Origin of the sequence: Novosphingobium nitrogenifigens DSM 19370, from assembly GCF_000192575.1 — a bacterium.
In the GTDB taxonomy this organism is placed as follows: domain Bacteria; phylum Pseudomonadota; class Alphaproteobacteria; order Sphingomonadales; family Sphingomonadaceae; genus Novosphingobium; species Novosphingobium nitrogenifigens.
In genome coordinates, this window is sequence record NZ_GL876934.1 from 212,719 (window position 1) to 235,306 (window position 22,588).

A 22,588-nucleotide genomic window follows, 5' to 3' on the forward strand; every position below is an offset into this window, starting at 1 on the left:
CCCCTTGCGCAGCGATCAAATTCCCGCATCGACCTGATAAAACGTGATTTTCGTGGATTGCGCGCGCTGCCCGGTTTGTCCGGCCGGGTGCGGGAATGAGCATTTGATCATGCTGCAATGCCGCAGATTTGACGAAATCATCCAAGCTGCGCACGATGGAAAGGGTCACCGCCAGAGTCTCGAGATTCAGATTGAATCTACGATTCGTTCTGGCAGGATGGTCGCAACAAAAGAAACCAATTCGGGAGAGCGGCGGCATGAAACGGGCCCGCCAGACGGCAGGCGCAACCGCGCTGCATTCATCGTGCGAAGACCTGGGCGTCGAGATCAGCGACCTTTCCGCGCGCCTGCGGTTCAAGCCCGCCGATGCGCAGATCTGGCTCGAGACCGAGCGGATGATGATGGTCCATCTCTCCGCTTTCACCAGCCTGCGCCGCGAGTTGATCGATACGCTCGGGACACAGGGCGCGCGCCGCCTGCTGATCCGCATGGGGCAGGCCTCGGGCGCAACCGACGCGCAGATCGCACGCCGGGCGCGGTCGAGCGACGATCCGGCGGCGATTTTCATGGCAGGGCCCCGCCTCCACGCCATCGAGGGCATGGTCCGCGCCGAACCGCTCGACTTTCACGTCGACGCGGAAACGGGCGTTCACACCGGCGAATGGATCTGGCGCAATTCGATCGAGGTCGACGCGCACCTTGCTGCCTTTGGCCCGAGCAGCGAGCCGGTGTGCTGGCACATGATCGGCTATGCCTCGGCCTATACCAGCGCATTCATGGGCCGCCCGATCATCTATCGCGAAGTGGAATGCCGGGCCATGGGCGCGCCCAATTGCCGCATCATCGGCAAGCCCGTCCACGACTGGGACGAGGAATCGGACGAGGATCTCCACACCGGCATCGACCTCGACGTGCTCGGGACCTGCGACGAGTGGAGCGAGGGGGCAAGCGGGAACGACGAGCCCGACCGGCTGGTGGGACAATCCTCGGACTTTGCCGGGATGATGCACCGGATCGCAATGGTTGCCCCGACCGATGCGACCGTCCTGTTGATGGGCGAACCCGGCTCGGGCAAGAAAAGCGCGGCCCGCCTGATCCATCAACGCAGCGCCCGGGCGCGCAAGCCCTTCGTGGTGATGAATTGCGCCGCCTGGCAGGGCGAGGCGCTCGACATCGAGTTGTTCGGCACCGAACGCGGCCCCAACGGCAGCCCCCGCCAGGGCAGGCTGGAACGCGCCCATGGCGGCACCCTGTTCCTCGAGGACATCCACTGCCTCGACGTCCGGGCCCAGTCCAAGCTCTTGCGCGCGCTCCAGGAAAAGACGGTCGAACGGGTCGGTTCCTCGCAACCGCGCACGATCAACGTCCGCCTGCTCGCCTCGGCCAATGCCCGCCTGCTCGACGCGCGCCGCGCAGGCCAGTTCCGCGAGGATCTCTATTACCGCATCGCCACGATGCCGATCCCGATCCCCCCCCTTGCGCGAACGGCGCGCCGACCTTCCGCTGCTCATCCAGCATTTCATCCGCAAGTTCGCGCGCCTTTACCGCAAGACCATCCCGGGGCTGTCCAACGCCGCCGTCGGGTTCCTCAGCACGCACGACTATCCGGGCAATATCGCCGAGCTGGAAAGCATTCTCGAACGCGCGGTGATCATGACCCCGGACGGACAGCCGCTGGCGATGACGCACCTGTTGTCACCGCTCGAAGAACAGGATCGCGGGTTCTTTGCCCTGTCGAACCGTGGTCTCCTGATCCCGCGCCAGCACGGGGCCGACAGCGAAGTCGAAACGGTAGCGTTCGACAATCTGCTCGACAGTGATTTCGATCTGGAAACGTTCGAGACCCGCCTCATCACCCGTGCGGTCGAACGGGCGGGCGGCAACCTGTCGCGGGCGGCCAAGGATCTGGGCATCACACGCCCGCAACTGGCCTATCGCTACAAGAAAATCCACGGCGAAGCAGAGTAGCCGCGCCGGGGAACCGAGGGATCAGAGCTTTCCGAACTTCGCCTCGTAGGCGCCGGTGTCGCCGCTTGTCAGCAGCCGGGCCTGTTCGATCCAGTTGTCACGCAACGGGCGTCCGGCAAAGGCCCCGAGCCTTGCGTCGATGGCGGCAAGGTCGGCTTCGGTCCAGGCCGCGATCTGCGCATAACTGGTGACGCCCAGTTCGGCGAGGAGACGGCTGAGCTTGGGACCGACCCCCTTGATCCGGGTCAGGTCGTCACCCGCGACAGGTGCTTCGACCGCCGCAGCGGCAGGCGCAGCGGGCTGTTCAGCCACGGGTGCGACCGGAACGGGCGGCGGAGGGGGCGGCGGCGGGACGATCGCGGCGGCGGGCGGCGCATCGATCAGCGCGGTATTGCGTTGTGCAGGTCCCGCCCCTTCGGACAGGACGTCATGATATTCGCGACGTACCGGAGGGCGACGACGACGAAAGGCGAGCAGCCACAGCAGCCCGAGCAGGACAAGAGCAATGCCCGCAGCGAGCACGCCATTGGCTTCGATCCACGCGATCATGTTGGCTCCTTAACGCCGGACGATCCGGCCACACCGCGGCCCATTCACGAAACGGCCGGTTTTGCCAAGCGGCTTCATGCCGCCGGCTGCTTGCGGAAGAGCACGCGGTCTTCCGGTCCGAAAACGACGCGCCACAGGACGAAGCAATAGACGCCCAGGATGGCAGGGATGCCCAGCGCGATTTCCACCCATTCGGGAAACAGTCGCGCCAATCCCCCGACCAGCGCCGCCGGGACAACCGCCCGGATCAACGTCCAACGCCAGTTGTTGATCGGTTCGGCCACGATCCGCGACAACAGCCGCGCCTTGAGCAGTGAACTGGTCCCGAGCGACAGGGTCATGGCAATAGCCGCCAGCGCCGTTTGCACATTGGCGTCGAAACCGAGATTGCGAGCCCCGAGGATGAGCCCGAAGGTCAGGCCTCCCTGCAAGGCAATCGTGCCCAGGCTGATCCACAGATTGCGCATCCGGGCGACATAGATCAGCGCCGCTTCGCTCACGACCGCGGTCGCCGCAACCACTTCGGCGGCCAGCAGGAAGAACAGCGCCGGGGTCCCGCCGACGAAAGCCGGACCACCCAGCCCCATCAGCGCCGTCCCGGGAATGGCAAGCGCCAGGGCAATGCCCGCCTGTGCCGCCGTGATCCAGAAGCCGACCTGGCACACTTGCGCCGCGATCGCGGGCATGTTGCCGTTCATCACGTTGCGTGTGATCACCGGCCCGAGCACGGGTTCGAAACTGGTCTTCAGCTTCTGCGGCAACGAGGCGAACTGCTGGGCGAAGTAATAGATCCCGAGCGGGGCTTCACCGATGAAGAAACGCAGGAGGAACACGTCGATCTTGCGCGTGCCCCATTCGACCGCGTCGGCCCCGGCGAGCGGCATGTTGACCACGGCAAGGCGCAAGAGTTGCAAGGGACGCGGCCGCCAACGCCGGGGAAGACCGTACATCCGCACCAGCGCATGGAGAGCAACTGCCGTCGCCGCCACTGTCGAGGCGAGATAGGACAAGGCGAGCCCGCCCTCGGGATAGACGAAATAGAGCCCCCCCGCCGTCAGCGACAAAGTCCACGGCTCGACCACGGCGCGCGCGCGGACGGTCGTTGCCACGTCGAACCGGAACGCCAGCGCCGCCAGCGCTAGGTCGCCGACCGCCATGGCCCAGACCGAGAGTACCAGCAGGCGTTCCGCCTCGCTGAAGTTCCCCTTGGGATACATGGATTCAGGGAAAAGCCAGATCAGGAGCGACATCGCGCCCGCAAGCAGGGTCGTCACCAGAAGCGCATCGGCAACGACATTGGCCGCCGCCCCTTCGACACGGCTCGACGGCGTGGTCTGGTCCCCGTCGGGCCAGGCGATTTCGGCCAGACGCTGTGCCAGACCGCGCTTTTGCCCCAATGTCGCCAATTGCCCGGCGAATTCGACCATGACCACGGCCGACGCGAAACGGCCCATGGCGCTCGCCCCGTAAAGGCGGCTCGCGAAAAACAGGAACGGCACGCGCGCGACAAGCCGGGCGAGAAACCCGAAGAAATTGGTCCGCCCGCCTTTGGCCAGCGCAGCGACATCGCCCTCGTCGGTCTTCACCGGCCGGGACTCAGGCGCCGCTTCGGCAACCGCGAGATCGAGATCGGAGGAAAGTGCCTTAGCCAAGGCTATCTTCTCCCCCCGCATACGGAACGCCCGCTTCGACTTCGGCCCGCAGCGGACGCGCAAGCAGGGTATCGACGATTGCACGAGCCGGAACCCGATCGGATACCAGGGCCGCCACCGCTTCGGCGATCGGCATGGCAATGCCCCGTTCCCGTGCCATTCCAGCCAGGACAGGCGCTGTAAAAGCGCCTTCGGCCACCGTCCGACGATCGCCAAGCAGGGCTGCTGCACTTCCTCCCTCGCCCAAGGCCTTGCCCAATGTGAAATTGCGGCTGGCCGTCGAGGTACAAGTCAGAACGAGGTCTCCCAGCCCGGAAAGGCCGCTCAAGGTTTCAGCCTGCGCGCCCATGGCAACGCCGAAGCGGACCATTTCGGCATGGCCCCGCCCGATCAGCGCGGCACGGGCATTCTGCCCCAGGCGCAGCCCTTCGACGACACCGCACGCCACGGCGAGCACATTCTTGACCGCGCCGCCGATTTCCGCCCCGATCACATCGCGCGAGAAATAGGGGCGAAACGCCGGGCGGGCGATGACCGGGGACAACCGCTGCCACTGCGTCTCGCCATCGCTGCATGCCAGCGTGACCGCGGTCGGAAGCCCGGCTGCGACTTCATGCGCGAACGTCGGCCCCGACAGGACCGCAAGCGCGGCGCCCGGCACGACCGCGCGGGCGACATCGGCCATCATCCGTTCGGTGCCAGCCTCGATCCCCTTGGAACAGAGCACCAGATCGCCGGAAAAGCCCGCAAGTCCGGCAAGGACAGTGCCCATGTGCTGCGCAGGAGTGACCACCAGCACCGTCGCAAGCCCGGAAAGCTCGTCGAGATCATTGGTCGCGCGGATCGTGGGATGGAGCGCGATACCCGGAAGATAGGGCGTATTGACCCGATCGGCGTTGATTGCCGCAACGAGCTCCGCCTCGCGCGCCCACAGCAGCACAGTCCGCCCGTCGCTCGCCAGCATCTGCGCGAGCGCGGTGCCCCAGGCTCCCGCACCGATCACGCCGACCGTGGAAAGCGGGCCCTCGCTCATGCCTTCACCCCGGCGCCGCGCACCGGCTGCGCATCGGCATCGAGCGGCCAGCGCGGACGCGCCGCGACATCGAGCGGATCGACCTGCCCCCGCGCGAAACGCTCAGCGCCCGCCCAGCCGATCATGGCGGCATTGTCGGTGCACAGGCGCGGCGGCGGCGCCACCAGCCGCAGCCCCGACTTGCCCGCCAGCGTTTCAAGTGCCGCCCGCAAGCTCTGATTGGCGGCAACGCCTCCGGCCACGACCAGCGCATTGACCGGCCCGCAAGCCTCGAGCGCGATGCGCGTGCGGTCGATGATGCAATCGAGCGCGGCCTGCTGGAACGAGGCGGCAAGGTCGGCGGGCTGATAAAGCCCCGATTCGTAAGCGCGCAGAACCGCGCTTTTCAGGCCCGCGAACGAGAAGTGCGGTTCGCCGCTTCCGACCAGCGGACGCGGCAGCGGCACGGCGCGGGGATTGCCCTCGCGCGACAGCCGCTCGACCGCAGGGCCTCCGGGATAACCGAGCCCGAGGATCTTGGCGGTCTTGTCGAAAGCCTCGCCCAAAGCGTCGTCGATCGTGGTCGCAAGGCGGCGATAATCGCCCAGCCCGCGCACTTCGAGAATCTGGCAATGCCCGCCCGACACGAGCAGAAGGAGATAGGGATAGGCCAGATCGGGATCGGCAAGGCGTGGCGAAAGCGCGTGGCCTTCCAGATGGTTGATCGCCAGGAGCGGCTTGTTCGCGGCCATTGCCAGGGCCTTGCCGGTCACGAGCCCGACCATGACCCCGCCGATCAGCCCCGGCCCCGCCGTCGCCGCGATTGCATCGACATCGTCCAGCCCGAGCCCCGCGTCGGCAAGCGTCGCGGCAACCATCGGCGCGATCACTTCGACATGGGCGCGGGCCGCGATTTCGGGAACGACCCCGCCATAAGGACGGTGTTCGGCATCCTGCGAGGCGATCCGCTGCGCGACGATACGCGACTCCAGCGTAGCGCCGGTGTCGTCGATCACCGCGACTGCGGTTTCGTCACAAGAGGATTCGATGCCGAGGATCAGAGCCATGGGGAGCTTTCCCTTAGAGATAATCCCGGTTACGGCAAGCGGTGCATGACTGAACCCGTAACGTCCTCGACGATGAGCACCCTTCGCGCAACACCTGTCCCGGCCCGCCCTTTGCGCCTCGGCACGCGGCAGTCGCCTCTGGCCATGGCACAGGCCGAAGAAACCCGCGCCCGGCTCTGTGCCGCACATGGCTGGCCGGTCGATGCGGTCGAACTCGTGCCGGTGGTCGCGAGCGGCGACCGCATTCAGGATCGCCCGCTTGCCGAAATCGGCGGCAAGGCCTTGTGGACAAAGGAACTCGACGCCTGGCTCGCCGAAGGGACGATCGATGCCGCCGTCCATTCGATGAAAGATGTCGAGACGCTCCGGCCCGAGACCCTGACCATCGCCGCCGTCCTGCCGCGCGCGGATGTGCGCGACGTTCTGGTCGGCGCAGCTTCGGTCGCGGACATTCCGACCGGCGCCCGCGTCGGCACCAGTGCACCCCGCCGCGCCGCGCAAATGCTCCATGCCCGCCCCGACCTTACCGTCGTCTCGTTTCGCGGCAATGTGGCGACCCGGCTCGGCAAGCTCGAACGGGGTGAAGCGGATGTGACCCTGCTCGCGGCTGCCGGCCTCGTTCGCCTCGGCGAAACCGGGATCGGCACCCCACTCGATGCGGAGACCTGGCTCCCGGCCCCGGCACAAGGGGCGATCGGCATCGAATGCCTTGCCGCGCGTGCCGATCTCCTATCGCTGTTTGCCGCCATCGACGACGCGCCCACCCATGCCGCGATCCGCGCCGAACGTGCACTGCTGACCGGTCTTGGCGGCACTTGCCACAGCCCGATCGCAGTGCTGACCCGCCCTGAAGGCGACACCGAGCTGTTCCTGCGTGCCGCCTTGTTCAGCCCGGATGGCGCCCATCGAGTCGAGGCTTCAGCGACTTTCCCGATGACCGAGCCGGGCCATGCGCAGGCTCTTGCCCTGCGTCTGCTCGCCGATGCGCCCGAAGCGATCCGCGTCCATTTCGATGGGGGTGTGGCCGGAGACATCGCCTGATGCCGCAGCGCCCGGTGCTGGTGCTTCGGCCCGAGCCGGGCAATGCGTCGACAGTCGCGGCCCTGCACGAAGCGGGGATCGAGGCCTGCGCCGCGCCGCTCTTTGCCTATGCGCCACGCGTCTGGTCGCTGCCGGACAGGGATGAGGACGGGGAATGGCGCGGTCTCCTCGCCGGAAGCGCGGCGATCTTCCGCCATGGCGGACCGCTCCTGTCGACACTGACCCATGTACCGGTCCACGCGGTCGGCGCCTCGACGGCTGCCGCCGCACGCAAGGCGGGGTTCACGGTGGCACAGACCGGCAGCGGCGGACTGCAACGTCTGGTCGCCGATCTTGCGCCGGGGCGCTACCTGCGCCCTTGCGGCGAGGCGCATGTCGCACTGTCTCCCCCATCCGGCGTCACGGTTCTCGACCGCATCGTCTATGCTGCCAAGCCGCGGCCGCTTTCCGACCGGGCCGAGGTGACCTTGCGTGCCGGGCCCACGCTGGCCCTGCTCCATTCGGGCGAGGCCGCGCGCCATTTCCGGGCCGAATGCCTCGCCCGCGCCATCCCCTTGTCCCGAGTCGCCCTCGCCTGTCTTGCCCCCCGCATTGCGGCATCCGCCGGTGAGGGTTGGGAAACGATCGAGACCGCCCAAAGTCCCCATGAGGAAGCTTTGCTTTCCTTGGCACGCCAAATGTGCCAGACAGTGTGACCTCGGGGCCACTTACAAAGCGAAAACGCACGCATGCAGGACATGACTTTCGGCCAAGGAGCCGACTCGCGGCGCATGCGGCGGGGCTCCGGGCGCGGTATTGCAGCCCTTGCAGCAGCCCTCCTTTTGGCAGGTATGGGCGGTGCTGCGTGGTACGGCTGGCAGGCGGGATGGTTGCACGGACCGCTGCCGCTGAGTGAAGCGAGCCCGAGCGCAAGCCCGAGCGCGACGACGGCCGCCCTTGCCGCACAAGGCAATCTGATCGCGACCAATGCGGCCTTGGCCGACGCGACCGCGCGCCTCGCCTCGTTGCAACAGCGTCTGGCTGAACTCAATCAGCAGGCCATCGCCGCTTCGGGACAGGCCTCGCGTGCCGAAGCCCTGCTGGTCGCCTTTGCCGTGCGCCGCGCCATCGAACGCGGACAGCCGCTCGGCTATCTCGAAACCTCGATGCGCATCCGCTTCGGCGAGAGCCAGCCCAAGGCCGTCGACCAGATCGTTGCCGCAGCCCAGAAACCGGTCACGCTGGCGCAGTTGTCCGAGGAATTCACGACGATCGCCCCACGCCTGACCGGAGGCCCCGCCAACGAGAGCACGTGGGACTGGATGATGCGGCAAGTCGGCGGCCTGTTCGTCGTTCACCACGACGACATGCCCTCGCCCGCACCTGAAAGCCGCATTGCCCGCGCCCGCACAGCACTGGCCGGGCAGCGCGTCGATCTTGCCATTGCCGAGATCGAACACCTTCCGGGCAAGGATGTCGCTGCCGAATGGCTGGGCCACGCCCACGAATGGGTGGCAACGCAACGGGCGCTCGACCAGATCGAAAGCACCGCGCTCTCCACGCCGACCGTCGCCCCGCTGGCGACGCCCCCGGCCGATGTGACATCGCCCGACGGGACATCACCCGACGCGACGGCCTCCGATGCGCCCGAAGGCAGCGCGTCACCTGCGCCCGCGGCGAGCGCATCGCCCGCCCCGAAAGGCCCGACCAAACCCTGAAGAATAAGGCCCCGACCGACGGTCAGGGCCCGAACGGTCGTTTCAGACCTGCAACGTTATTTCAGGCCTGCAACAGGGCGGGAAGTTTCCCGCTCATGCCGCGCGCCTCGTCCATGAAGAAACGCTTGAGCGCGGGCATGCGCTGCACGCCCGCCATGCCGAGCCGACGCACCATCGAAGGCAGACGTCCGCGCATTCCGAACAGGCGCGTGAGCACGTCGGTCGCCCCCGACACCATGAACGTGTCGAGCGCGCGCCAGCGTTCGTAGCGCTTGAGCACTTGCGCATCACCCGGTTCGAGCCCCATGCGCATGCCTTCAGCCAGAACCTCGACCAGCGCGGCGACATCGCGCAAGCCCAGGTTGAGCCCCTGCCCGGCGATGGGGTGCATCCCGTGGGCAGCATCCCCGACGAGCGCAAGCCGCTGATCCACGACCTTGACCGTGTGATGGAAATTGAGCGGATAGGACGAACGCGCCGACGACAGGGCAAGCTCGCCGAAAATCCCGTTCATCCGCCGCGAGACTTCGCCAAGAAAAGCCTCGTCCGGAAGAGCCAGAGCCCCGGCCGCGTCCTTTTCCGATACCGTCCACACCAGCGCGGACCGGTGGCGCCCCTGCTCGTCGTCGAGCAAGGGCAGCAGCGCGAAAGGCCCGGCGGGATAGAAGATTTCCCACGCGACATTGCCGTGCGGCTTTTCATGCGTGAGCCCGGCAATGATGGCGCGATGGTGATAGTCCCAGCGCGCAGGTGTGAAACCGGCTTCGTCGCGGGTAGGCGACCGGCGCCCTTCCGCCGCGACCAGCAGGCTGCCGCGCAAGAGGCGGCCGTCGTCCAGCGTGACCGAAACCCCGTGGGCGCCCCGTTCGCGCGCGGTGACGCGCGACTTGGGCAGGAACGTGATCGCACTTTCCCGCGAGGCGACATCGTACATGACCACGCGCAAATCGCGATTGGCGAACATCCGCCCCAGCGACCCGTCTCCCGCTTCGGGGCGGAAATCGATCCGCCCCGGCTTCATCGCGTCGGTCACGGCAATGGCCTCGATCGGGCAGCCCTTGGGCTCCAGATCGTCGGCCATGCCCAGATTGGTGTAGAGATTCCAGCTCGCCGTCGAGATCGCCGAGGCGCGCCCGTCGAAACCGTCCGCCGTCTGCGTCGCGGGATCGGAATTGTCGACGACGATCGAGGTGATCCCCTCGCGCGCAAGACCGATGGCCAATGTCATGCCGACAAGGCCACCGCCCAGAATGATGACGTCGCTGGAAAGACTATCGTTCAAGGTTCAACTCCACAGGTCGTGTCCGGTCCCGCGTCGAGATCGAGGCAACGTCCGTCAAACGTGTTCGCCGGTAGCTTCAATCCTACCAGCGCCGCAAGTGTCGGTGCGATATCGACCGTTTCGACCGGGCTCGGCTGTTCGAAACCGGTCATGCCCTTACGCCAGAACAGCATCGGCACGCGGCGGTCATAATCCCACGGACTGCCGTGCGTGGCAACATAACCGGGGCCGGGTACCGGAAGCGCCACCACCGCGCGCTTGAGCAGGACGACGAAATCGCCCGAGCGCGGCGCATAGAACGACGCTCGCGCCCGTTCGATCAGGCTCCAGGTGTCGGGCGATCCCTTGGGCATGGGCGTCGCGGCAAGTTCCTCGGCGGTGAAGACCGCGGCCACTTGCGACCGGGCGAGAAGATCGGCTTTCGCGGCGGCCACCGCAGCGGTCTTTTGCGCGGCGGGCAGCCCCTTGCGCACCCAGAAGTCGCCAGCCGGACCGTCCGAGAGGAACAGCCCCTTGGCCTCGAGCCCGAGCGCAGGCGCGATCCGTTCGGAAAGGGCATCGGCGAGCAGCGCCTTGTCCGCCCGGGCAGCCTGCGGCAGAGCCTGCTGATTGAGTCGTTCGGGCATGTCGAAGCCGCCGTGATCGGCGGTCAGGACCACGGCATAATCGACCCCACGCCGGTCGAGTGCGGCAAAGAATTCGCCGAGCGCGCTGTCGAGCTGGTGCACCTGAATGCACATCTCGCTGCCTTCGGTGCCATAGCCGTGGCCGATGAAGTCGTTCGCGGACAGGCTGATTGCCAGCATGTCGGGGGTCTTGCCCTGTCCCAGCTTCTGTTCGTCGACAAGCTTGGTTGCCAGATCGAGCACCGCCCGATCAAGCCGGGGCGACACGCGGAAGCCATTGGCATCGCCCGGCGACAAGGCGAACCGTCCAGTGCCGACAGTCACCGTCCCGGCCGTCACCGCCCGCTCGCGCGGCGCGCAATACCCGGGCAGGTCATAGGCAGGGGCCCCCGCCGCAATCACTTTGTCGACCGCCTCGTTTTCCTCGATCGCCGTCTTGCCGAGGCTTGCCCCTTCAAGCGTCGTGAACCCCTTGCCCTTCCACCAATAGGCCTGATCGATCCGGTGCCCACCCATCATCAGCGTGGCGCGGTCCTTGCCCGACACGGCGATATTGCGGCTGGTCGGCCAGGCGGCCTTGATCCGCTCGCCCAGCGTCGGGACCAGCAAGTGCCCGACCGAGGCAACGTAATCGCCGGCCACGGGAGCCGCGCGGGTTTCATCCTCGGCGCAATAGACCGTCTTCTTTGCCCGGGCGACCGACTGGTCGATCCAGGTATTGGCAATGATCCCGGTATGGGCCGGACGCATCCCGGTCAGGATGGTCGAATGGCCGGGGCAGGTTTCGGTCGCTGCGTGCGACTGGAACCCGGCGGGGAACACCGCCCCGCTTGCCAGCCGGGCAAGACCGCCGGTGAATTGCGCACGATACTGTGCAAAGAGATCCGCGGAAAACTGATCGACCGCGATCGCAATCACCAGCCGGGGCGCATTGGCGGCGGGCGCTGCGGCAGGAGCCGGGCTGCCTGCCAGCGCGGGCTGGGAGAAAGGCATGGTTGCCCCGGCAAGAGCAAGGGCGAGCAAGGCGTTACGGGCAAGCGACATCGATCCTCGTACTCCAATCCAGAGGGGTCTGCTGGACTCGCATCGGCGGCCTTCCTATCTAGGCTGCTGATGGCCTCCGGAACGACGCGGTGCAAGGGGGGCTGCACCTTCGGTCCATCGACGGAACTCCATGCGCGACGCCCTTTTTCAAGAACATGGCCATTTCACTATGACGCGATTTGTGACCGCATGGTTGCGCCTGCTTGCCTTTGTCGCATCCTGCCTCTGCGTCGCCCCCGCCATGGCCGAAAGCCTGCCCCCGCCCGGACAAGTGCATATTCATGCACAACTCGTGGCCGAACGCGCAGGCCATCCGGGCGAAACGATCATGCTCGCGCTGGCGATGCACCCGGACAAGGGCTGGCACGGCTATTGGTCGAACCCCGGGGATGCCGGGCTTGCCCCCACGCTCGACTGGACGCTGCCTGCCGGGGCCAGCGCGGGGGCCCTGCAATTTCCGGTGCCGCAGACGCTGTTGATCGCGGGGCTGATGAACCACGTCTACGACCATGATTTCGCGGTGCTGATCCCCTTCACGCTGCCGCGCGACGCGGCGCCGGGGGCAACCCTGCCCCTGCGGGCCAAGGCCCAGTGGCTGGCGTGCACCGACACCATCTGCGTCCCCGAAAACGCCGACCTTGCGCTCGAGGTCAAGGTTACCGGCGCTGCCGCTCCTTCCGACCCGCGCTTTACCGGCTGGCGGGCCGAGCTTCCCGCGCCGCTCGATCGGGCGGGCGCCTTTTCGGCAACGAAGCAGGGCTATCGCCTTGCCATTCCTTTTCCCGCGAGCGCCGCCCTTGCCGACCCGCACGTCTTCATCGCCGCCGACGGCGTGATCGACTATGCCTCGCCCCAGATGTTCAGCCGCAACGGCGACACCCTCATCGTCGACCTGGCCCGGAGCAAAGCGCCTTCGGCCGAAAGCCCGACGATGCTCTCGGGCGTGCTGTCGCTCGGCAAGGACAGCGGCGGGATCAGCTTCGTCGCCCACGCCGGTCCCGTTCCGGCCGACGGCGTGCCGCTTGCCTCCTCGGGCACTGGCCATCCGGTCGCATTCTCGTGGCGGCTGATGACACTTGCGGTTCTGGGTGCGCTTGCAGGCGGGCTCGTACTCAACATCATGCCCTGCGTCTTCCCGATCCTCAGCCTCAAGGCGCTGACGCTCGCGCGCAGCAACAGCCACAATGCCCATGTCGAAGCCATAGCCTATACCGCCGGGGTGGTCCTTGCCTGTCTCGCGCTCGGGGGCATCATGCTGGCCTTGCGCACGGCGGGCAATGAAGTGGGCTGGGCGTTCCAGTTGCAGGACCCCGGCGTGGTTGCCGTCCTGCTGCTGCTGGCGGTTGCCATCACGGCCAATTTCGCCGGTCTTTACGAATTGCCGGGGCTTTCGCTCGAAAGCGGAGCGCCCGGCAATTCGGGTCTCTGGGGCGCGTTCGGCACCGGACTTCTCGCCGCATTCGTCGCCACCCCCTGCACCGGGCCGTTCATGGCCGCCGCGATGGGGGCTGCCCTGCTGCTGCCGACGGCGGCGGCGCTCGCCGTCTTCGGCGCGCTCGGACTGGGCCTTGCCCTGCCGTTCCTGCTGATCGGCTTCATTCCGGCCTTGCGTGGCATGCTGCCGCGTCCGGGGGCCTGGATGAACACGTTCCGCCACGCCATGGCCCTGCCGATGGGGCTCACCGTGATCGCGCTCGGTTGGCTCGCCTTCCGCCTCGGCGGTCCGGTCTATGCAGCTGCGGCCCTGGCGCTGGCCGCGCTCCTGCTGATCATGCTCTATGCCGGTGGACGGCGCCAGCGAAAGGGAATCGCGATTGCCCGCTGGCAAGCCCCCGCCGCTGCGGTTCTGGCCGCGCTTGCGGTCCTTGCCACGCCTCACCTGGCAAGCGCGGAACGCCATGACGAGGCGAGCCTCATCGGCGCCCGCCCGTTCAGCGAAGAGGCGCTCGCCAAGGCCCGCGCCGCGCACAAGCCGGTCTTTGCCTATTTCACGGCCGACTGGTGCCTGTCGTGCAAAGTGAACGAGAATGTCGCGATCGAGACGCAAGCCACACGCGACGCATTCCGCAAGGCCGGTGTCGTCGTCCTCGTCGGGGACTGGACGCGGCGCGATCCGGCCATCACCCGGTTCCTGACCAATGAAGGCGCTGCCGGGGTTCCACTCTATTTGTGGTATCCGGCCGAAGGCGAGGCGCAGAAACTGCCGCAAGTGCTGACGCCCACAACGCTCGCCGATCTCGCGCACTGACGCGGGGCAAGGCGACATGGGCATCCCCGATCTTCACATTCCCGACCTTTACACGATCGCCGTCGCTTCGGCGGCGATCGCCATGCTGGTGCGCCATGTCGCAGCCGGGACGCGCCATGTCGTTGTCCTGCGCCGCAACCCGGAACCGGAATTCCGGGCCGCGTGGTTTGCTGCCCGCCTGCGCAAACAGGCGCTGACTTTTTTCGTCACGCCCATTCTTGCGCTCACGCTGACCGGGACCTGGGGACAGGCATTTCATCCGGCCATGGCCTCGGCCATGCTGACCCCGACGATCACGGCCCTGACCGGCCTGACCCGCGCCGACCTTGCCGACTTCCTGAATATCCCCCTGTTGATCCAGCTTGGCGTGATGATCGTGGTGATCGAACTTATCCCGCTGCTCCTGCGCTCGCGCCGGGTGATCGGGCTCGGCAATTTTGCCGCATTGCGCCCGCGCACCCCGCGTGAACTGCCCCCTGCGCTGGTGCTCGCGATCGGTGCGGGCGTGGGCGAGGAACTGATGTTTCGCGGGTTTCTTCCCGCCGTGCTGCTGACGCTCGGGCTACCGCCTCAGGCCGCGTTCCTGATCCCGCTTGCCGGATTTGCTGCAGGCCATGTCTATCAAGGACCTGTGGGCGTGCTGGCGACCGGATTTGCCGGAGCCATGCTGACGAGCATCTATCTTCTCAGCGGCAACCTGTTCGTCGCGATGGCCTGCCATGCGACCATCGATATCGTCGGCCTCGTCCTGCGGCCTGCGGTGGGCATGATTTTGGCCCGAATTCTGCGGGCACGTTAAGACGGGCGATCCCGTGCGCAAGCATACGACCTTTGGCGGGAAATTGATCGAGATCGATGATTGAGTTAAGGGCCCCTCGACCATAGCGTCAGGGGTGGGGCAAACGGACTGATCTTTCTGGGTAAGAGAAAGGAACCCCATGACCGCCCCCCAGGCTGCTCCATCAAGTTCCCGAAATACGCAAAGCACTTTGGCTGTTCGGATCGGCAGCAAATTGCGCCCGGCAATCAACTGGGCCGCAGCCCGTGCATCGCAAGTTCCATTGTCGCCGGTCATCGACGATTCCCAACTCGAATGGACCGCCCGCCTGCGCCATGCGTGGAAAGACATTGCTGCCGAGGCCGAAAGCGTGCTCGCCATGCGCGAACGCCTGCCGCGCCTGCGCGATGTTTCCCCCGATCACAAGCGCATTGCCGGTGACGGGCGCTGGCGCTGTTTCTTCCTCCAGGGCTATGGCCAGAAGATCGAGGCCAATCGGCGCCTTGCCCCGCGCACCGCAAGCCTGCTCGACACCATTCCTAACCTCAATTCGGGTTTCTTTTCGGTGCTGGAACCGGGAGCGGTCATCCCGATGCACGTCGGCGTCACCCGCGGATTGCTGACCTGGCACCTGGGACTGCACACCCCGACCGATCATCGCAAATGCTGGATCAAGGTCGACAATGTCACGCTGGACTGGCAGCCGGGCCATTCATTCCTGTTCGATGACACTTATCCGCACGAAGTCCACAACGACACCGACGACTATCGTGTCATCCTGCTGGTCCAGGTCGAACGTCCGATGAAAGCGCCACTGCGCTGGTTGCCGGACCTGTTCCTGTGGGGCGTCAAGAAAACCGCGTTCGTGCGCGATGCGCGCGACGCCATCGAACGCATCGAAAGCGTGACGGCCCGGATGGAACGCGCCTGATTTCCAAGGGGGTGAGAGGCCCTTCCCCTCTCACCCGAACTTGTTGTCGCGGGGGAAGCCGGTCGGCGGCAGGCGTCCGGCCGCACCGCGCGCGACTTTCCACGGCAACAGGTCCTTTTCGGTACGGGTCCGCCCGGTTTCCCCGCCCATGGCCCAGGACAGCCCGTCCTCGAGCTTCAACGTGACGGCGTCGGAAAGCCCCCCGTCCTTGTACCGCTGCAGCGTGACGCCCTGCCCCTTGCCCAGCACCGGCATTTCGCTGAGCGCGAAAATCACCAGCTTGCGGTTCTCGCCCACGACCGCGACGTGATCGTGCTCGGGCGCGATTTCGCGAACGACGGCCAAATGAACGCCCGGCTTGGTCGAAACCACCCCGCGCCCTTTCCGCGTTTCGGCGAGAAGCTCGTCCATCTCGGCAACGAAGCCGCGCCCGTTGTTGGCCGCGAGCAGGAGCTGCCCGCCATGCCGCCACGGGAAGATCGCAACGACCTGCCCATTGGGATCGATGTCGAGCACGGTCCGGATCGGCTCGCCGAAACCGCGCGCGCCCGGCAACTTGTCCGCGCCCAGCGTATAGAACCGCCCGTTGTCGATGGCGATCAACAGCTTGTCGGTGGTCTGGGCATGGAACGCGAAAGCCGGGCCGTCGCCTTCCTTGAACTTGAAATCCTCGCCCTTGCCGTCCGTGCCGAGCGGCACATGCCCCTTGGCCGCGCGGATCCACCCGCGTTGCGACAGGATGACGGTGACCGGTTCCTTTTCGATCATCGCATCCATGCTGAATTCGCGTGTCGGCGCGGCTTCGGCAATAGTGGTGCGACGGCGACCCAGAGCGGTGTCGGGCCCGTATTCCTTGCGCAGGGCGGCAAGATCACGCTTGAGCCGCGTCCGCTGGCGCGCCGGATTTTCGAGCAGCTTGGTCAGTTCGTCCTGCTCGGCCAAAAGCGCGTCACGCTCGCGACGCAGCTCCATTTCCTCCAGCTTGCGCAAGGAGCGCAGGCGCATGTTGAGAATGGCTTCCGCCTGTCGGTCGGTCAGGCCGAATTCGGCCATCATGACCGGCTTGGGCTCGTCCTCGGTCCGGATGATCTCGATGATGCGATCGAGATTGAGATAGGCGATGATATAGCCGTCGAGCAGTTCGAGCCGCGCGGCGATCTTGTCCAGCCGATGCTGCGAACGCCGCACCAGAATGTCGATCTGCGCGATCACCCATTCCTGCAGGATCTGCTTCAGCCCCAGAACGCCCGGCGTGCGCCGCGCATCGAGCATGTTGAGATTGAGGCTGAACCGCGATTCCAGCTCGGTCAGGCGATAGAGCGATTCCTTGAGCAGGTCGGGATCGACATTGCGGCTCTTGGGCACGAGCACGATGCGGATATGTTCATCCGATTCGTCGCGCACGTCTTCGAGAATGGGCAGTTTCTTGTCCGCGATCAGGGCCGCGATCTGTTCGATCAGCTTGCCCTTGGCGACCATGTAGGGGATTTCGGAAATGACGAGCTGCCACTGACCGCTGCCAAGCTTCTCGATCCCGCTGTCTTCCCATTCCCCCGCTTCGTCGCGTCCGGTCGAAAAACGCCCCCGCACGCGGATCGCGCCCTTGCCCACTTCATAGGCGGAGCTGATCGCGGCAGGACTGTCGACAACCACGCCACCGGTCGGGAAATCGGGGCCGTGGAACACGGTCATGAGCTGCGCGTGTTCGACATAGGGATTGTCGATCAGCATCAGCGTCGCATCGACGATTTCCGCGACATTGTGGCTCGGGATCGAAGTTGCCATGCCGACCGCGATCCCGGTCGAGCCATTGGCGAGCAGATTGGGGAACAGCCCCGGAAAGATTTCCGGCTCGTGCTCTTCGCCATTGTAGGTCGGATGAAAATCGACCGTGCCTTCGTCGAGCCCGGCCATCAGCCGCGCCGCCGTCGCGGTCAGCCGCGCCTCGGTATAACGATAGGCTGCCGCGTTATCGCCGTCGATATTGCCGAAGTTCCCCTGTCCTTCGACCAGCGGGTAACGCAGCGCGAAATCCTGAGCGAGGCGGACCATCGCGTCATAGACCGACGCGTCGCCATGGGGGTGATATTTGCCGATGACGTCGCCGACGACGCGGGCCGATTTCTTGAACGCGCCGGTCGGATCGAGTCGCAATTGCCGCATGGCCCAGAGCAGGCGGCGGTGCACCGGCTTCAACCCGTCGCGCAGATCCGGCAGCGAGCGTGCGGTGATCGTGGAAAGCGCATAGACGAGATAGCGTTCCGACAACGCCGCATCGAAAGGCGCATCGACAATAGCGTCGAACGGATCGGGCTCATCCCGGGTCGGGGTATCGCTGGCCATGATCTTTCGACCCTAGCATCCGTACCGTTCGAGGCAACGGACGAAAGCGCGTAATCCCCGCTCTTTTCGCCCGTTTCTTTCGGCGGATCCCCCAGGTGATCCGCGCCTCTTGCAGGCGATCAACGCCCCTGCATGTCGCGCGATTCTTCGGGAATACGCACTTCCAGCCCGTCGAGTTCCTCGCTCAGGACGATCTGGCACGAAAGACGGCTGGTACGGGTCACTCCAGCGGCAAGGTCGAGCATGTCCTCTTCATCGTCGGCGGCCCCGGCCAGACGGTCGAACCATTCGGCCGCCACGATGACGTGGCAGGTGGAGCAAGCCATCTGCCCCTCACAGGTTCCTTCGAGCGGCATGCCGATGTTCTGACCGACTTCGAGCAGGCGCTGGCCCGGGACCCCTTCCGCCTCGACCTTGCGGCCGTCGGCTGTCACGAAGGTAACTCTGACCATCAGTCCAACACTCCTTGCGCCCTGGCGGCGGCGTTGATCGCCGCGGCTGCCTCCTCCAGTTCCTCCACCTTCGTATAGCGCCCGAAACCGATCCGCAGCGCGCTTTTTGCTTCCCTGTCCGAAAGTCCTATCGCACGCAAGACATGGCTTGTCCGGCCTGAGCCACTGGCGCAGGCCGATCCGGCGGAAATCGCCACAGTGCGACATTCCGACAACAACCGCCCCGCATCGAGCCCGTCGAGACGGATGTTGAGATTGCCGTGCCAGCGCGTGTCCGCCGAGCCGTTGAGCCGCCAGTCGGCAAAGGCATCCCGTGCAATCCCCCACAGCTTTTCCACATGCAGCCGGTCGCTTTCCCACAGGGTTTTACATAGACGCGCCGCCGCACCGAACCCGGCCGCCAGCGCCGGACTGAGCGTGCCCGAACGCAAGCCCCCTTCCTGCCCACCACCAAGGATGATCGGCGCGAGCGGCACACCATCGCGCACCCACAAGGCGCCTATCCCCTTGGGGCCATAGAGCTTGTGCGCGGACAGGGCGATGAAATCGGCCCCCTCGGGGGGCGCCGCGCACTTGCCCGCCCCCTGCACCGCATCGCACAGGACCAGGGTCCCGGCCGATCGCGCCCGCGCCGCCACGGCCTCGACCGGCTGCACCGTGCCGATCTCGTTGTTGACCTGCATGACGGCGACAAGGTCGATGCCTTCGGGCAAGGGCGCGAGCGGATCGACAAGTCCGGCAGGATCAACCGGCAGGACGGCAAGGTCCGGGTCGATCGCCCGCGCGGTATCGAGCACAGCCGCATGCTCGATCGCCGAGACGGCAAGCCGCCGCGCGCCACTCCCGCGCAAGGCCAGATTGATCGCCTCGGTCGCGCCGGAAGTGAAAATCACGCGCCCACCCGGCGGCAACAGCGCCGCGACATCGGCCCGCGCGACTTCAACGGCAGCAGCAGCCGCGCGTCCAGGACGATGCGAACTGTGCGGATTGGCAAAGCCCATCGTTTCCGGCCCACCGAGCCAGGGCAACATCGCCTCGCGCGCCTCGGGCGCAAGCGGGGTCGTCGCCTGATAATCGAGGTAAATCATCGCCGCACGCCTTGCGCAAGCGCAGTCCATGCCGACAGGAAACGGGCCACATCATGCTCCGTCGTCTCGCGCCCGATCGACACGCGAATGACTTCGCCCGGCCCCGCAACGCCCATCGCTTCCAGCACATGGCTCGTCCGCAGCGAACCCGACGAACAGGCGCTTCCCGCCGAAACCGCAATGCCCGTGCCATCGAGCCGGATCAACTGCACATTGGCCGACACGCCGGGCAGGCGATAGGCCCCGATGGCCGCAATCCGCGCACTGCCAGCAGCAACGACGGTGCCGCCCGCCTCCACGATGGCTTGCTCCATTCCCTCGCGCAGTTCCATTGCCCGGTTCAGCCAATCGCGACCAGCGGCAAGCGCGGCTGCCATGGCCATCGCGCCGGGCAGGTTTTCCGTGCCCCCGCGATAGCCCCGTTCCTGCCCCCCGGTCGGCCGCAACAGGGCCCAGTCCCGCACCAGCAGCGCCCCGACGCCGATCGGGCCACCGAACTTGTGCGCCGAAATCGCGATCAGGTCCGCGTCGGGCAGAGGCATTTTCCCCGCACTCTGCGCACAATCGGCCAAGAGGACCCCGCCTTGCGCCCGGACTTCCCCGGCAATCGCGTCGAGCGGCTGGATCACGCCGGTCTCGTTGTTGACATGCTGGACCGCGACCAGCCCATCGAGCCCGGTTGCAGGCAGGCGCACCCGCCCCCCGGCATCGACCGGCAGGCGCAGCGCGTCCCCGGCATGGCGCAAGACTGCTTCATGCTCGACGGCGGACACCGCAACCAAAGGTCGATGGCTGCGCCCGATGCCAAGGGCAAGCGCCTCGCTCGCCCCGCTGGTCAGGACGACTTCGCCGGTCCAACCCAGACTTTCGCGGATAGAAGCGCGCGCCGCCTCGAGCGCGGCGCGCGCGGCCCGCCCGGCCCGGTGCGGGCTCGACGGATTGGCCCAGATCGAGAACCCCTGACGCAAGGCATCGAAAGCCTCGGCCAGAAGCGGCGTAGTGGCGGCATGATCGAGATAGACCCGATCGGAAGGGGGCGACAGTTCGGACAAACGCATTCCTGCAAGAACATTGCTTTCGGGAAACCGATTTCTATATAGCGATCATTCGAATTCCCAAGGAACAAAACCCCGCGTTCCCCAAGGCGCCCCCGCACATGCCGGTGCGGCGCCGCAAGGCGTGTCAATCAGGATCAACGATGCCCGCAGTCATCTTCCCCGGTCCCGAAGGTCGTCTCGAAGGCCGGTTCCAGCCGGCAGCGCGCGCCCGCGCGCCGATCGCCATGATCCTCCACCCGCATCCACAGGCGGGCGGGACCATGAACGATCGCATCACCCAGGCGCTCTATCGGACTTTCGTCGCGCGCGGCTTTGCCACGCTGCGCTTCAATTTCCGTGGCGTGGGCCGCAGCCAGGGCAGCTTCGACAACGGCATCGGCGAATTGTCCGACGCCGCTGCCGCGCTCGACTGGGTTCAGCAGATCCACCCCGAAGCGACCAGCACCTGGATCGCGGGGTATTCCTTCGGCGCGCTCATCGGCATGCAATTGCTGATGCGTCGCCCGGAAATCCGCGGCTTCATCTCGGTCGCCCCGCCCGCGAACATGTACGATTTCAGCTTCCTTGCGCCGTGCCCGGCCTCGGGGATCATCGTGCAGGGTGCCGCCGACACGGTCGTCACGCCCAGCGCAGTGCAAAAGCTGGTCGACAAGCTGCGCACGCAAAAGCACATCACGATCCATCATGACGAGATCCCGCGCGCCAATCACTTCTTCGAGAACGAACTCGACGATCTGATGCTCTCGGTCGACAACTATCTCGACATGCGCCTCTCGCCGGATTGCCCGATCAAGTAATCCGCAAGGTCGTTCACTTCCCTGCCGGAGCCGTGGCCCCAACACCCGGCCCGGCAGGAAAACTCCAGATCGCGACATTGGCGGCCATGACCACGGCCAGCACCGCCATCAGGCCTGCCCGCCTGCGATCGCCGCGCCGCCACAGCGCAACGCTCCCCACCACCAGCAGGATGTCCGTCAGGACGACCAGCGACAGAAGGGTATCGAGCCCCGGCAGGCTTTCGGCCATCGAAGCGTCAGCGCCCGCGCAAGATGCGGAACCGTTCGGCCCCGCTTTCGCCATAGACCGCCGGAATGTCGCGCCCGGAATAGAAGCGTTCGAACGTCGGCACCTCCGGGTCGAGCAGTATCCAGGGCAACTTGCTCTGTACCCAGATATGGACCGACGGCGGGCACCGCGCCGGATCGTCGAGTGTCCCGGCGCGCACGAAGGCCGCCTTGTCCCCGACGCCACCGTAATGGCTCCACAGCGCCGTCATGCATTGCGGGCAACGCATGACCACCTGCCCTGCTCCGCTCGCACTCGGAAGGCGAGCGGCGAGCGGCTGCGCTCCCTCGACATGAAACCGGTCCATCTCGATGACGGCGTTCACGGCAAAGGCGCTGCCGCCCTCGCGTCGGCAATCCGTGCAATGGCAACAGTGGACGACATAGGGCGCGTCGTCGAGCCGGTAGCGGATCGCCCCGCAGGCGCATCCCCCTTCAGCAAAGGTTGCGGATTCGGTCATGATCTCTCCCATGCGAAGAGACTGCGCCCGACCAGCAGGAGCGTCAACCGCGCGCCTGTTGCTGTTGCTGCTGCTGGCGCTTCCCCGGCTCCACCGGCGGGCGCGGCATGTCCTGACGCGGCGGCAGTTTCGCCTTTTCCCCAGGGGACGGGTTGTTTTCCGCTTCCTCCACAATGACCTCCGCCATATCCGCAGTCCCGGGGATGCTGCCCCTGCCCGCCACTGCA

21 protein-coding genes and 2 pseudogenes are annotated in these 22,588 nt (G+C 66.3%); 10 read left to right on the top strand and 13 right to left on the bottom strand.

The window, feature by feature from the left end; genetic code table 11:
• Nucleotides 1–257: 257 nt before the first annotated feature.
• From Y88_RS19235 to Y88_RS19845, 3 genes and pseudogenes are all read left to right on the top strand, one after another.
• A pseudogene (locus Y88_RS19235) lies at nucleotides 258–1,466 on the top strand (sigma 54-interacting transcriptional regulator); the annotation flags it as partial.
• Nucleotides 1,387–1,656: pseudogene (locus tag Y88_RS19840) on the top strand (AAA-type ATPase lid domain-containing protein); the annotation flags it as partial. The pseudogenes Y88_RS19235 and Y88_RS19840, both read left to right, overlap by 80 nt.
• Before the next feature lie 24 nt (nucleotides 1,657–1,680).
• Nucleotides 1,681–1,968: a helix-turn-helix domain-containing protein gene (locus tag Y88_RS19845; protein ID WP_456299412.1), complete on the top strand. Its 288-nt coding sequence runs from the start codon at nucleotides 1,681–1,683 to the stop codon at nucleotides 1,966–1,968.
• Between the two features lie 21 nt (nucleotides 1,969–1,989).
• On the opposite strand, the gene Y88_RS15165 is transcribed toward Y88_RS19845, so the two are convergent.
• From Y88_RS15165 to tsaD, 4 genes are all read right to left on the bottom strand, one after another.
• Nucleotides 1,990–2,517, bottom strand: coding sequence for a helix-hairpin-helix domain-containing protein (locus Y88_RS15165; RefSeq protein ID WP_008070809.1), 528 nt, complete (start codon nucleotides 2,515–2,517; stop codon nucleotides 1,990–1,992).
• A gap of 74 nt (nucleotides 2,518–2,591) precedes the next feature.
• Nucleotides 2,592–4,103 (bottom strand): lipopolysaccharide biosynthesis protein, encoded by a 1,512-nt coding sequence (locus Y88_RS15170; RefSeq protein ID WP_008070810.1) that lies wholly within the window; start codon nucleotides 4,101–4,103, stop codon nucleotides 2,592–2,594.
• Nucleotides 4,104–4,161: 58 nt separating this feature from the next.
• The gene (locus Y88_RS15175) at nucleotides 4,162–5,202 is read right to left on the bottom strand and encodes an NAD(P)H-dependent glycerol-3-phosphate dehydrogenase (RefSeq protein WP_008070811.1); all 1,041 of its coding nucleotides are present in this window, start codon (nucleotides 5,200–5,202) and stop codon (nucleotides 4,162–4,164) included.
• On the bottom strand, nucleotides 5,199–6,248 hold the full coding sequence (tsaD, locus tag Y88_RS15180; protein WP_008070812.1) for a tRNA (adenosine(37)-N6)-threonylcarbamoyltransferase complex transferase subunit TsaD: 1,050 nt from the start codon (nucleotides 6,246–6,248) through the stop codon (nucleotides 5,199–5,201). Before tsaD ends, Y88_RS15175 begins: the two co-directional genes overlap by 4 nt.
• Before the next feature lie 72 nt (nucleotides 6,249–6,320).
• On the opposite strand from tsaD, the gene hemC reads away from it, so the two are divergent.
• The 3 genes from hemC (at nucleotide 6,321) to Y88_RS15195 (ending at nucleotide 8,986) form a co-directional block, all read left to right on the top strand.
• The gene (hemC, locus tag Y88_RS15185; RefSeq protein WP_081458674.1) at nucleotides 6,321–7,289 is read left to right on the top strand and encodes a hydroxymethylbilane synthase; all 969 of its coding nucleotides are present in this window, start codon (nucleotides 6,321–6,323) and stop codon (nucleotides 7,287–7,289) included.
• Nucleotides 7,289–7,984 carry a uroporphyrinogen-III synthase gene (locus Y88_RS15190; protein WP_008070814.1) on the top strand — a complete coding sequence of 232 codons (696 nt, stop codon included), beginning with the start codon at nucleotides 7,289–7,291 and terminating at the stop codon, nucleotides 7,982–7,984. Before hemC ends, Y88_RS15190 begins: the two co-directional genes overlap by 1 nt.
• Nucleotides 7,985–8,059: 75 nt before the next feature.
• Nucleotides 8,060–8,986 (top strand): COG4223 family protein, encoded by a 927-nt coding sequence (locus Y88_RS15195; RefSeq protein WP_232281106.1) that lies wholly within the window; start codon nucleotides 8,060–8,062, stop codon nucleotides 8,984–8,986.
• Nucleotides 8,987–9,047: 61 nt separating this feature from the next.
• Here the strand turns inward: Y88_RS15195 and Y88_RS15200 are convergent, their stop codons facing one another.
• Together Y88_RS15200 and Y88_RS15205 are read right to left on the bottom strand one after the other, a co-directional pair.
• Nucleotides 9,048–10,268 carry a UbiH/UbiF/VisC/COQ6 family ubiquinone biosynthesis hydroxylase gene (locus Y88_RS15200; protein ID WP_008070817.1) on the bottom strand — a complete coding sequence of 407 codons (1,221 nt, stop codon included), beginning with the start codon at nucleotides 10,266–10,268 and terminating at the stop codon, nucleotides 9,048–9,050.
• A complete protein-coding gene (locus tag Y88_RS15205; RefSeq protein WP_008070818.1) occupies nucleotides 10,265–11,938 on the bottom strand; it encodes an alkaline phosphatase family protein in 1,674 nt (557 codons plus the stop codon). Before Y88_RS15205 ends, Y88_RS15200 begins: the two co-directional genes overlap by 4 nt.
• Nucleotides 11,939–12,107: 169 nt before the next feature.
• Between Y88_RS15205 and Y88_RS15210 the strand changes: the two genes are divergently transcribed.
• The 3 genes from Y88_RS15210 to Y88_RS15220 all read left to right on the top strand — a co-directional run bounded on the left by Y88_RS15210 (nucleotide 12,108) and on the right by Y88_RS15220 (nucleotide 15,895).
• Nucleotides 12,108–14,186: a protein-disulfide reductase DsbD family protein gene (locus Y88_RS15210; RefSeq protein ID WP_018076076.1), complete on the top strand. Its 2,079-nt coding sequence runs from the start codon at nucleotides 12,108–12,110 to the stop codon at nucleotides 14,184–14,186.
• Between the two features lie 16 nt (nucleotides 14,187–14,202).
• Nucleotides 14,203–14,985 carry a CPBP family intramembrane glutamic endopeptidase gene (locus tag Y88_RS18815; RefSeq protein ID WP_008070820.1) on the top strand — a complete coding sequence of 261 codons (783 nt, stop codon included), beginning with the start codon at nucleotides 14,203–14,205 and terminating at the stop codon, nucleotides 14,983–14,985.
• 190 nt (nucleotides 14,986–15,175) lie between these two features.
• The gene (locus Y88_RS15220; protein ID WP_008070821.1) at nucleotides 15,176–15,895 is read left to right on the top strand and encodes an aspartyl/asparaginyl beta-hydroxylase domain-containing protein; all 720 of its coding nucleotides are present in this window, start codon (nucleotides 15,176–15,178) and stop codon (nucleotides 15,893–15,895) included.
• 30 nt (nucleotides 15,896–15,925) lie between these two features.
• Here the strand turns inward: Y88_RS15220 and parC are convergent, their stop codons facing one another.
• The 4 genes from parC to Y88_RS15240 form a co-directional block, all read right to left on the bottom strand.
• Nucleotides 15,926–18,238 carry a DNA topoisomerase IV subunit A gene (gene parC / locus Y88_RS15225; RefSeq protein WP_008070823.1) on the bottom strand — a complete coding sequence of 771 codons (2,313 nt, stop codon included), beginning with the start codon at nucleotides 18,236–18,238 and terminating at the stop codon, nucleotides 15,926–15,928.
• 119 nt (nucleotides 18,239–18,357) lie between these two features.
• On the bottom strand, nucleotides 18,358–18,690 hold the full coding sequence (locus Y88_RS15230) for a 2Fe-2S iron-sulfur cluster-binding protein (RefSeq protein WP_018076077.1): 333 nt from the start codon (nucleotides 18,688–18,690) through the stop codon (nucleotides 18,358–18,360).
• Nucleotides 18,690–19,778, bottom strand: a complete 1,089-nt coding sequence (locus Y88_RS15235; protein ID WP_008070827.1) for a cysteine desulfurase family protein — start codon at nucleotides 19,776–19,778, stop codon at nucleotides 18,690–18,692. Before Y88_RS15235 ends, Y88_RS15230 begins: the two co-directional genes overlap by 1 nt.
• A complete protein-coding gene (locus Y88_RS15240; protein WP_018076078.1) occupies nucleotides 19,775–20,836 on the bottom strand; it encodes a cysteine desulfurase family protein in 1,062 nt (353 codons plus the stop codon). Before Y88_RS15240 ends, Y88_RS15235 begins: the two co-directional genes overlap by 4 nt.
• 140 nt (nucleotides 20,837–20,976) lie before the next feature.
• Here Y88_RS15240 and Y88_RS15245 point away from each other — a divergent pair, with 140 nt between their 5' ends.
• Nucleotides 20,977–21,633 carry an alpha/beta hydrolase gene (locus Y88_RS15245; protein ID WP_008070835.1) on the top strand — a complete coding sequence of 219 codons (657 nt, stop codon included), beginning with the start codon at nucleotides 20,977–20,979 and terminating at the stop codon, nucleotides 21,631–21,633.
• Nucleotides 21,634–21,646: 13 nt separating this feature from the next.
• Here the strand turns inward: Y88_RS15245 and Y88_RS15250 are convergent, their stop codons facing one another.
• The 3 genes from Y88_RS15250 to Y88_RS15260 are packed head-to-tail and all read right to left on the bottom strand — an operon-like array spanning nucleotide 21,647 to nucleotide 22,548.
• On the bottom strand, nucleotides 21,647–21,862 hold the full coding sequence (locus Y88_RS15250) for a hypothetical protein (RefSeq protein ID WP_008070836.1): 216 nt from the start codon (nucleotides 21,860–21,862) through the stop codon (nucleotides 21,647–21,649).
• Nucleotides 21,863–21,869: 7 nt separating this feature from the next.
• Nucleotides 21,870–22,361, bottom strand: a complete 492-nt coding sequence (locus Y88_RS15255) for a GFA family protein (protein WP_026167068.1) — start codon at nucleotides 22,359–22,361, stop codon at nucleotides 21,870–21,872.
• 43 nt (nucleotides 22,362–22,404) lie between these two features.
• Nucleotides 22,405–22,548, bottom strand: a complete 144-nt coding sequence (locus Y88_RS15260) for a hypothetical protein (RefSeq protein ID WP_157132673.1) — start codon at nucleotides 22,546–22,548, stop codon at nucleotides 22,405–22,407.
• Nucleotides 22,549–22,588 lie beyond the last annotated feature (40 nt).

What these genes read in the sequence shown, in the direction of transcription:
- parC (WP_008070823.1), bottom strand. Translation starts at nt 18,238, where the DNA reads ATGGCCAGCGATACCCCGACCCGGGATGAGCCCGATCCGTTCGACGCT.
- tsaD (WP_008070812.1), bottom strand. Translation starts at nt 6,248, where the DNA reads ATGGCTCTGATCCTCGGCATCGAATCCTCTTGTGACGAAACCGCAGTC.
- Y88_RS15195 (WP_232281106.1), top strand. Translation starts at nt 8,060, where the DNA reads ATGCGGCGGGGCTCCGGGCGCGGTATTGCAGCCCTTGCAGCAGCCCTC.
- Y88_RS19845 (WP_456299412.1), top strand. Translation starts at nt 1,681, where the DNA reads ATGACGCACCTGTTGTCACCGCTCGAAGAACAGGATCGCGGGTTCTTT.
- Y88_RS15260 (WP_157132673.1), bottom strand. Translation starts at nt 22,548, where the DNA reads ATGGCGGAGGTCATTGTGGAGGAAGCGGAAAACAACCCGTCCCCTGGG.
- Y88_RS18815 (WP_008070820.1), top strand. Translation starts at nt 14,203, where the DNA reads ATGGGCATCCCCGATCTTCACATTCCCGACCTTTACACGATCGCCGTC.
- Y88_RS15250 (WP_008070836.1), bottom strand. Translation starts at nt 21,862, where the DNA reads ATGGCCGAAAGCCTGCCGGGGCTCGATACCCTTCTGTCGCTGGTCGTC.
- Y88_RS15190 (WP_008070814.1), top strand. Translation starts at nt 7,289, where the DNA reads ATGCCGCAGCGCCCGGTGCTGGTGCTTCGGCCCGAGCCGGGCAATGCG.
- Y88_RS15210 (WP_018076076.1), top strand. Translation starts at nt 12,108, where the DNA reads ATGACGCGATTTGTGACCGCATGGTTGCGCCTGCTTGCCTTTGTCGCA.
- Y88_RS15230 (WP_018076077.1), bottom strand. Translation starts at nt 18,690, where the DNA reads ATGGTCAGAGTTACCTTCGTGACAGCCGACGGCCGCAAGGTCGAGGCG.
- Y88_RS15175 (WP_008070811.1), bottom strand. Translation starts at nt 5,202, where the DNA reads ATGAGCGAGGGCCCGCTTTCCACGGTCGGCGTGATCGGTGCGGGAGCC.
- Y88_RS15205 (WP_008070818.1), bottom strand. Translation starts at nt 11,938, where the DNA reads ATGTCGCTTGCCCGTAACGCCTTGCTCGCCCTTGCTCTTGCCGGGGCA.
- hemC (WP_081458674.1), top strand. Translation starts at nt 6,321, where the DNA reads ATGAGCACCCTTCGCGCAACACCTGTCCCGGCCCGCCCTTTGCGCCTC.
- Y88_RS15165 (WP_008070809.1), bottom strand. Translation starts at nt 2,517, where the DNA reads ATGATCGCGTGGATCGAAGCCAATGGCGTGCTCGCTGCGGGCATTGCT.
- Y88_RS15255 (WP_026167068.1), bottom strand. Translation starts at nt 22,361, where the DNA reads ATGACCGAATCCGCAACCTTTGCTGAAGGGGGATGCGCCTGCGGGGCG.
- Y88_RS15245 (WP_008070835.1), top strand. Translation starts at nt 20,977, where the DNA reads ATGCCCGCAGTCATCTTCCCCGGTCCCGAAGGTCGTCTCGAAGGCCGG.
- Y88_RS15235 (WP_008070827.1), bottom strand. Translation starts at nt 19,778, where the DNA reads ATGATTTACCTCGATTATCAGGCGACGACCCCGCTTGCGCCCGAGGCG.
- Y88_RS15240 (WP_018076078.1), bottom strand. Translation starts at nt 20,836, where the DNA reads ATGCGTTTGTCCGAACTGTCGCCCCCTTCCGATCGGGTCTATCTCGAT.